This is a genomic window from Actinosynnema sp. NPDC059335 (genome assembly GCF_042752395.1).
GTDB lineage: Bacteria > Actinomycetota > Actinomycetes > Mycobacteriales > Pseudonocardiaceae > Actinosynnema.
The window spans coordinates 24263-33244 of sequence record NZ_JBHYXZ010000026.1; the positions used below are offsets into that span (position 1 = coordinate 24263).

Here is an 8982-nt window from a genome sequence, read left to right on the forward strand (position 1 = left end):
CTCTGGGGGGGGGGGGCGGGGGGGGGGGGGGGGGGGGGGGGGGGGGGCGGGGGGGGCCCCCCCCCGGGGGGGGGGGGGGGCCCGCCCCCCCCCCCCCGCGACCGGCGCCTCCCGGCGCAGCACCTCGTACATCGGCGCGAGGTCGAGGACGTTCGGCCTGGCGAACGGTAATTGCGGGCGCTCCGCGGCAATGCTCATGGCTCTCCTCCCGTGATCCATCAAGCACTCCGACCGTAGCAGTTTGTTGGCAGTCACTGCCTATAAAGTTCGCCCGTCCGGGTGGACGGGCATGCTTGAATCGCCGCGTGGAGGACGTCGCGATCAACAGGCAGCAGGCGGGGGCGCCCCGCCGGGGACGGCCGCCGGTGAGCGACCGGCAACGCCAACGGCAGCGCCTGGAGATCTCCCGCCACGCGGTCCGCCTGTTCGCCGAGCACGGCGTGGCCGCCACCTCGGGAGGTCGGATCGCCCGAGCCGCCGGCGTCTCCGAACGCACGCTGTGGCGCTGCTTCCGCAGCAAGGAGAGCTGCGTGGAACCGCTGCTGGCCAAGGCGATCGACGCCTTCCGCGCGGTCCTGCGCGCCTGGCCCGCCGACGTGGAGCTGACCGAACACCTGCGCGACGCGTACCCGTCCCTCCTGGACTCGGCGTCGGACGCGGACCTCGAAGCGGTGCTCGCCGTGGTCCGGTTGACCCACGACGAGCCGGCCCTGCGCGCCGCGTACCTCATGCTCTGGGAACGCTCGGAGAACACCTTCGCCGAGGTGCTCACCGAACGCTCGGGCGGCCCGCCCGACTCCGTCGACGTCCGCGTGCAGGCCGCCGCGATGAGCGCCGCGCTCAAGGTGGCGACGGACCACCTGGCCCACGTCACGGCGACCGGCATCACCCCCGCGACCCTGCGCCGGCACCGCGAGGACGTCGCCGCGGCGGTCGACGTGGTCATCCGGGGGCTGTCGGACGAACCGCCCGGCGGAGGGCCGGCCAACCGCGCCTGACCGGGAGCGCCCGACCACCATCCCGTTCGTCCGCGAGCCGGGCGTGCGGTGTCCCCGGTCACCTGCTCGTCGCGGGTTGATCACCTAGGGTGGAACCATGTCAGAGATCCAGTCGCAGACCCCTGCCGAGGCCTTCGAGCTGCTGCTGGCCGGCAACCGGCGGTTCGTCGCGGGAACGCCGGAGCACCCCAACCAGGACGCGGCCCGCCGGGCCGAGATCGCACCGGGCCAGCGCCCGTTCGCCGTGCTGTTCGGGTGCTCCGACTCCCGGTTGGCCGCGGAGATCATCTTCGACCGCGGTCTGGGCGACCTGTTCGTGGTGCGCACCGCGGGCCACGTGGTGGGGTCGGAGGTGCTCGGCAGCATCGAGTACGGGGTGGAGGTGCTGGACTGCCCGCTGGTCCTGGTCCTCGGCCACGACTCGTGCGGCGCGGTCGGGGCCGCGGCGGCCGCGTTGGAGGACGGGGCGGTGCCGGCCGGGTACATCCGGGACGTGGTCGAGCGGGTGACACCCAGCGTGCTCGCGGCGCGGGCCGGGGGTCACACCGGGGCCGACGAGGTCCTGGCCGAGCACGTCCGGCGCACGGTGGACCTGCTGCTGGACCGCTCCCGCGTGCTCGCCGAGCGGGTCGACGCGGGTCGGGCGGCCGTCGTGGGCCTGTGCTACCGCCTGGCCGACGGCCGCGCGGACGTGGTCGCCTCCCGCGGGCTGGACGTCACCGCCGGATCCGCCCCCTGATCCGGTCCCGCCGACGACCGCGCGCCCCGCGCCCGTCGCCGGTCAGGCGGTGGGGCGGGGTCCCGCGGCGCGGCGGAGCCGGTTGGCGATCGCCAGGCCCAGGCCCTCCTCCGCCGGCAGGGAGGCGATGACGAGGTCGCAGCCCGACTGGTCCAGCTCGCGCAGGAACCCGTACAGCCCGCGGGCGTAGGCGGCCGTCGAGGGGGGAACGGTCACCACGGCGTGCGCCTTGACCGGGGCGTCGGCGAGCGCGGGCGGGAGGATGACGCCGACCCGGTGCCCCTGCTCCTGGGCGCTACGCGCTTCGGCGAGGACGTCGCCGGGCTCGACCAGGACGACCCGCGCCCGCGGCGCGTAGTGCGACGGGTGCTGGCCGGGCACCCGGACACCGCTCGCCGAACCGACCGCGACCGGACGGCCCAGCGCCGCTTCCAGCTCCTCCCGGGTCACCCCGCCGGGCCGCAGGATGGTCGGCGTCCCGCTCGTCACGCCGACGATGGTCGACTCGACGCCCACCTGGCAGGGACCGCCGTCGAGCACGAAGTCGACGGCGTCCCCCAGCTCCGCGCGGACGTGGTCCGCCGCGGTCGGGCTGACCGAGCCGAAGCGGTTGGCGGACGGGGCCGCGACGGCGCCGCCGAAGGCCGACAGCAGCGCGAGCGCCACCGGGTGGTCGGGCACGCGCACGGCCACCGTCTCCAGCCCGCCGGTCGCCGCCAGGGGCACCCGGGGGCCGCGTCGCAGGACCAGCGTGAGCGGTCCGGGCCAGAAGCGCTCGGCCAGCAGGCGGGCCGTGTCGGGCACGTCGGCGACCCAGTCGCCCAACCGCTCCGCGCCGGCGACGTGGACGATCAGCGGGTGCGAGGGCGGGCGTCCCTTGACCTGGAAGACGCGGGCGACGGCGGCGGTGTCCTCGACGTTGGCGGCCAGCCCGTAGACGGTCTCCGTCGGCATGGCCACCAGCCCTCCGGCGCGCAGCACCCCGGCCGCCTTCTCGATGTCACCGGTTCCTGCCGTCACGCCGGTCAACCTCCGCTGTTCCCGCTCCGCGCACCCGTCCGGTGACGCGTCCGCACTTCCTGGTCCGTGCCGGGCGACCCGACCGGAACGACCAGCGTAGAACGCCGCCGTCCGACCGCCGGGCGCGGGCAAGGGCGCGCCCGGCGCACGCTCGTGAACCTACGAATGTACGTGTAGAGTCGTACTGTCACGCGTGGGCGACCCCGAGGAGACGACGATGCCTTCGAGCGCGGGAGACCGGCGGAACAGGGACATGCGGTGCGCCCCTCGCGCGGTGGGTCGGCGATGACCGACCACGAGGTGGCCGTGGTCGGTGGCGGGCCGGTGGGGATGCTGCTCGCGCTGGAACTCGCCACGCACGGCGTGCGCACGGTCGTGCTGGAGCGGCTGCCCGAGCCGACCGGCGAGTCCAAGGCGGGCACGCTGCACGCCCGCACCGCCGAGACGCTGCACCGCCGCGGGCTGCTCGACGCCGTGCAACCCGGGCCGCACAAGGCCGCGCGCGGGGGCGGGCGCTCGGCGACGTTCCACTTCGCGGGCCTGTTCGCCCTCGACATCGGCCGCGTCGTGGACGAGGGGCCGGTGATCGTCGGCAGCCCGCAGGCCCACGCCGAGCAGGTGTTCGCCGACCGGGCCGCCGCGCTGGGCGCCGTGATCCAACGCGACAGCGAGGTCGTCGGCCTCGACGACCTCGGCGACCGGGTCGTGCTCGACGTCCGCTCGACCTCCGGCGCGACCCGGCAGGTCACCGCCGACTGGGTGGTGGGCTGCGACGGCGCGCGCAGCGCCGTGCGCAAGCTGGCCGGCATCGGGTTCGTCGGCACGCCCGGCACGGTCGCCGCGCTCATGGGCGACGTGCGGCTGCTCGACCCGGACGCGGCCCCGGTCGGCTGGCAGCGCACCGAACGCGGCTGGACGTTGTTCTGGACGAACCCGTTCGGCCACAGCAGGGTGTGCACCTACGACTTCCGCGACGCGGCCCTGTCCCGCCCGGACCGGACCGCGCCCGTGACGCTGGAGGAGCTGCGCACCGAGGTCGAGCGCATCGCGGGCCGCCCGGTGCCGATGGACCGGCCGCGTTGGCTGACCCGCTTCACCGACGCCGCCCTGCAGGCCGACACCTACCGGCGCGGCCGGGTGCTGGTCGCGGGCGACGCCGCGCACGTGCACTTCCCGGCCGGCGGCCAGGGCGTCAACCTGGGCCTGCAGGACGCGGTCAACCTCGGCTGGAAGCTCGCCGCGCAGGTGCGGGGCTGGGCGCCCGAGGGCCTGCTGGACACCTACCACGCCGAACGGCACCCGGTGGCCGCCCGCGTGCTCTACAACGTGCGCGCGCAGGTCGGCCTGATGCTGCCCGACCGGCGGGTGGACGCGCTGCGCGACCTGTTCGTGGAACTCATGCGACTGCCCCAGGTCAACGACTTCCTCGCGGGCATGATCACGGGCGTGGACGTGCGCTACGACACCGGGCGGCCCGACGACCGGCTCGCCGGGCTGTTCCTGCCGGACCTGCGGCTCCGGGTGGGCGCCGAGGCCGCCACCGTGGCCGGGTTGCTGCGCGCGGGCCGCCCCGTGCTGCTGGACCTGGCCGACCGCGAACCGCTGCGCCGGGTCGCCGCGCCGTGGGCGGACCGGGTGGACGTGGTCGTCGCGAGCTGCGCCGACGTGCCGTCCGCGCCGACGCTGCTGGTCCGCCCGGACGGCTACCTCGCGTGGGGTGGCACGGGGTCGGAGCACGACCGCGACACCCTCGGCGAAGCGCTGCGCACCTGGTTCGGCGCGCCCGCGTGACGGGGATCAGGGCAGCCGCACCGACTGCCGGTGGCGGAAGAAGTCCGTCGGGTCGTAGGCCGCCTTCACCCTTTGCAGCCGGGGGTAGTTCTCGCCCCAGTACAACGCGTGCCACGGCACGCCCGACGTGTTGTGCTCCGCCTCGGTGAGGTCGGCGTCGGGGTAGTTCAGCACGCACCCGTCGGTGCGCTCGTCCGGGACCGGCACGTGACCGGTCCCGGCGTACAGCTCGGCGTAGAAGCGACGTGCCCACGCCACGTTCGCGTCGTCGTCGGACGGTTCGCTCCAGCCGGTCTGGATGTGCAGCTTGAACGCGCTGTCCCGGTGCACGTTCGCGGCGTCGGTGCGCCCGACGGCGTTCACCCGGCCGCCCGACGACGTCAGCATCGCCTGCGCGAACGGGTTGGCGAACCCGTCCCGGCCGTCGAGGTTGCGGTACAGGGTCGCCAGTTGCGCGTCGGTGAACCCCGCGCGGTGGTAGGCGGACTTGTGCTCGCCGCGCAGCGTGGGGTCCACCATCCGGGGGTGCATCGTGCCCAGGTGCCGGGTCGCGGTCAGCCAGCTCCACCGCTTCGGCCGGGCGTACCGCGTCAGCGGGCCGTGCTCACCGGAGGGCCGGGTGAGCGCGCCGTGCGGCAGGCCGACGCCGCGCGTGACGTCGGCGACGAAGCGGTCCAGCAGCCGCTCGGCGTCCGTGCCGCTGCCGTCGAGCACGGTGAACAGGCCGACCTCGCCGGTGGCGCGCTGGTTGAGCAGCAGGAAGCCGCACAACCCCGCGTACCGCCCGCCGGGCGCGGCGTTGGCCACGTGCCAGCCGGTCCAGTTGCGCACCAACCGGGTGAACGCCGCCTCGGTCATCCCGTCCCACGGCCACGCGATCGCGCTCAGCAACAGCTCCGCCGGCGGCTTGGGCAGCAGTCGCGCCGGGTCGTCCGACCGCGCGTCGGGCGAGCGGAACAGGTACCGGGTGACCACGCCGAACGTGCCGCCGCCACCGCCGGTGTGCGCCCACCACAGGTCGTGGTGGGGGTCGTCGGGGTCTCGGGTCGCCACCACGAGCCCGGCCCGGCCCGCCGCGTCCACGACGACGACCTCCACCGCGTGCAGGTGGTCGACCACGAGCCCGTCCCGGCGGCACAGCAACCCCCAACCGCCGCCCGCGACGTGCCCGCCCACGCCGACCGAGTAGCACTGACCGGCCGGGATCGTCACGCCCCACGTCTTGTAGAGCAGTTCGTACACGTCGAGCAGCGTCGCCCCGGCCTCCACCGAGAACGCGCGGTGCACGGGGTCGAAGGTCACCGAGGTCATCCCCGACAGGTCGAGCACCACCTCGACCTCGGCGTTGAACACGAAGTCCTCGTAGCAGTGCCCGCCGCCGCGCACGGTCAACCGCTTGCCCGCCCGCACCGCCTCCTGCACCACGTCCAGCGCCTGCCGCGGCGAGGACACCACCCGCACCGACCCGGGCCGCCCCACCCACCGCCGGTCCAGGCCCACCACCAGGTCCGGGTAACGCGGGTCGCCGGGCTCGACCGTCACCGCCCCGAACCCCGCCCGAGCCCCGACTCCGGTCCCCGCCCCGACCTCCGCCGCCGTCCCGGCCCCGGTCGCCGCCGCCGCACCGGACCCGGCCGCTGTCCCGGGCTCGGCCGCTGCCGCTCCGGGCGTCGCCGCCGCGCCGATCCCCATGGCGCCGGTCGCCGCCAGCAGCCGCCGCCTGCTGATCAGCCCGTTGTGGTCGTCCATGCCGCCTCCGCTCGATCCCGTCACCTCGGCACCGCCGCCGTCAGCAGCGGCGCGACCAGGTCCGCCAGGATGTCCGGGCCGTCCCGGGTGAGGATCGACTCCGGGTGGAACTGGGTCGAGGCGAAGCCGGGGCCCCGCAGCGCGTGCACCTGCCCGGTCGACGGGTCGCGGCTGACCTCGATCGCGTCGCCGAGCGGCAGCGGACCGCCGTCGTGCCGGGCCGCGAAGGTGTTGTAGAACCCGACGTGCCGGCGCCGGCCGAACAGGTCGATCTCCAGCTGCACGCCCTGGTGCGGCAGGTCCCGGCGCAGCAGCGGCAGGCCGAGGTGGGCGCTCAGCACCTGGTGGCTCAGGCACACGGCCAGGAACGGCCGCCGTTCGCGCAGCAGCCGCCGCACCGCCGCGGCCAGGTGCGCGATCTTCGGGTGCGCCCGGTCGCGCGGGTCGCCGGGACCGGGCCCCAGCACGACGAGGTCCGCGTCGTCGAGCGCGTGCTCCACGTCGTAGCGCCGCACCGCGACCTCCAGGCCGAGCGACCGCAGCTGCACGTCGATCATGGACGTGAACGTGTCCTCGGCGTCGACCACCAGCACCCGCCTGCCCGCGAAGCCCGCCCGCGGCCGGGCCCGCCGGCCCGTTGGTTCCGACCAGAACCGGGCCAGCGGCTCGTTCCGCCGCGCCAACGCCTCCACCACCGGACGCCGCCCGCCCAACCCCGCGCCGCCGGACGGCGCCACCGACGTCGCCGACCCGGTCAGCGCGGCCAGCAGGCCCGCCGCCTTCACCCGCGTCTCGGCCACCTCCGACGCCGGGTCCGAGTGCCGCACCAACGTCGCGCCGACGCCGATGGCCACCCGGCCGGCCGCGTCGATGTCGGCGGTGCGGATCAGGATCGCCGAGTCGACCGCCTGCCCGCCGGACGGGTCCGGCCCGATCAGCGCCACCACGCCGCTGTAGTAGCCGCGCCCGGCGGGCTCGTAGCGGCTGATGACCTCGCAGGCGCTCTCCAGCGGGCTGCCGGTGACGGTCGGCGCGAGCAACGTCTCGCGCAGCACGTCCCCCGCGGCCATCGCGGTGCTGCCCTCGATCAGGTACTCGGTGTGCGCGAGGCTGCCCATCTCCTTGAGGAACGGGCCGATGACGCGCCCGCCCGCGCCGCACACCCGGGCCATCATCTTCAGCTCCTCGTCCAGCACCATGTGCAGCTCGTCCACCTCCTTGCGGTCGGCCAGGAACTCCAGCACGCCGTCCAACTCCGGCCCGGTCGGCGGGTACCGGTAGGTGCCGCTGATCGGGTTCATCACGACCCGGCCGCGGTCGAGGGTGACGTGCCGCTCGGGGCTCGCGCCCACGAACGTGCGAGTGCCCGTGTGCACCAGGAACGTCCAGTACGCGCCCGGCTCGCGGGTCACCAGCCGGCGGAACAGGGTCAGCGCGGTCGCGGGGGAGTAGTCGGCGATGTCGACCAGGTACGACCTCTTGACCACGAAGTTCGCGCCGACCCCGCGCCCGATCTCGTTCGCCAGCACGGAGCGGACGACGTCGGCGTACCCGTCGTCGTCCACGTCGAAGTGCCCGTCGGCGAGCACGATCGGGGTGTCCGGCAGCCGGTCGAGCACGCCGTCGAGCGGCAGCACGGCCCGCTCGGACACCGCCATCGCGAGCAGCGGCGCACCGTCGTCCGCGCACGCGAAGCCGCGTTCGGTGATCTGCCGGTAGGGCACCAGCGCCAGCACCTGTCCGTCGTGGACGGACAGCTCGGCCAGCCGGTCGTGCTCGGTCAGCGGGCCCGCGAACACCTCGACGTGCCCGGAGCCGGTCGACTTGGGACGGTGCAGGAGGGCGTAGGCGTCGGCGTTCCCGGCCAGCAGCCGGTCCAGCAGGTCGGTGTCGGTCACGAGTCGGCCCCCGTCGACAGCATGCGCAGGACCTCCTTGGTGGACGTGGTCGACGCGCACGTCGCGGCGGCGTAGGTGATCGCCATCCGGTGGTGCGCCTCGGAGAAGTCCGCGACCGCGTCGGTCACCAGGAACGGCCGGATGTCCGAGCTGAACGCGTCCAGGCACGTCACGAGCACGCCCACGTGCGCGTAGACACCGCACACGACGATCTGGTCACGGCCGCGTTCCCGCAGGAACTCCTCCAGCCCGGAGTTGAAGAACGCGCTGTAGCGCCACTTGGTGAACACCGTGTCGTGCTCGCCCGGCGCGAGTTCGTCCACCACCGCGCGGTCGGCCTCGGACACCGTCATGCCGGGCCCCCACAGGTCGGTGAGCAGGCCGCGTTGCGCCCGGGTCATGCTGCCGGGCTGCGCGGTGTAGGCGACCGGGACGCCGAGCGCGGCGCACCGCTCCCGCAACGCGGCGATGTTGGCCACCAGGGACACCACCGGTTCCCCGCCCGCCGGGAAGGGCGCGACGAAGTAGCGCTGCATGTCGTGGATCAGCAGGATGGTCCGCTCCGGGTCGACCACCCACCGCAGCGGGCCGTCCGACCCGGCTGCAACGGGCATGGGGTAGGCGTCGATGGTCGGGATGGGCATGGTCTGGCCACCTTCCTCGCCGGGCGGCGGACGCCGACCGCGCCGGCCCCCCCCCCCCGCCCCCCCCCCCCCGCCCGGGAGGCGGGGGCAGGTGTTTTGGGTGGCGCCATCGCGCACCCCCGTCAACACCCCGGCGGGCCCCC

General features: G+C 75.1%; 7 protein-coding genes. 3 read left to right on the forward strand and 4 right to left on the reverse strand.

Features of this window, described 5'->3' with window-relative positions:
- Positions 1-305 precede the first annotated feature (305 nt).
- Positions 306-998 carry a TetR/AcrR family transcriptional regulator gene (locus tag ACFXGA_RS11290; RefSeq protein WP_378086652.1) on the forward strand — a complete coding sequence of 231 codons (693 nt, stop codon included), beginning with the start codon at positions 306-308 and terminating at the stop codon, positions 996-998.
- Positions 999-1095: 97 nt separating this feature from the next.
- Positions 1096-1737 carry a carbonic anhydrase gene (locus tag ACFXGA_RS11295; protein WP_378086654.1) on the forward strand — a complete coding sequence of 214 codons (642 nt, stop codon included), beginning with the start codon at positions 1096-1098 and terminating at the stop codon, positions 1735-1737.
- 42 nt (positions 1738-1779) lie between these two features.
- On the opposite strand, the gene ACFXGA_RS11300 is transcribed toward ACFXGA_RS11295, so the two are convergent.
- Positions 1780-2757 (reverse strand): L-threonylcarbamoyladenylate synthase, encoded by a 978-nt coding sequence (locus ACFXGA_RS11300; protein ID WP_378086656.1) that lies wholly within the window; start codon positions 2755-2757, stop codon positions 1780-1782.
- Positions 2758-3042: 285 nt separating this feature from the next.
- On the opposite strand from ACFXGA_RS11300, the gene ACFXGA_RS11305 reads away from it, so the two are divergent.
- The gene (locus ACFXGA_RS11305; RefSeq protein ID WP_378086658.1) at positions 3043-4548 is read left to right on the forward strand and encodes an FAD-dependent monooxygenase; all 1506 of its coding nucleotides are present in this window, start codon (positions 3043-3045) and stop codon (positions 4546-4548) included.
- Between the two features lie 6 nt (positions 4549-4554).
- Here the strand turns inward: ACFXGA_RS11305 and ACFXGA_RS11310 are convergent, their stop codons facing one another.
- From ACFXGA_RS11310 to ACFXGA_RS11320, 3 genes are read right to left on the reverse strand one after another with little or no spacing between them, the layout of a single operon-like run.
- Positions 4555-6297 (reverse strand): FAD-binding protein, encoded by a 1743-nt coding sequence (locus ACFXGA_RS11310; protein ID WP_378086660.1) that lies wholly within the window; start codon positions 6295-6297, stop codon positions 4555-4557.
- A gap of 20 nt (positions 6298-6317) precedes the next feature.
- Positions 6318-8195 (reverse strand): anthranilate synthase family protein, encoded by a 1878-nt coding sequence (locus ACFXGA_RS11315; protein ID WP_378086662.1) that lies wholly within the window; start codon positions 8193-8195, stop codon positions 6318-6320.
- Positions 8192-8839, reverse strand: a complete 648-nt coding sequence (locus tag ACFXGA_RS11320; protein ID WP_378086664.1) for an isochorismatase family protein — start codon at positions 8837-8839, stop codon at positions 8192-8194. Before ACFXGA_RS11320 ends, ACFXGA_RS11315 begins: the two co-directional genes overlap by 4 nt.
- Between the last annotated feature and the right edge of the window lie 143 nt (positions 8840-8982).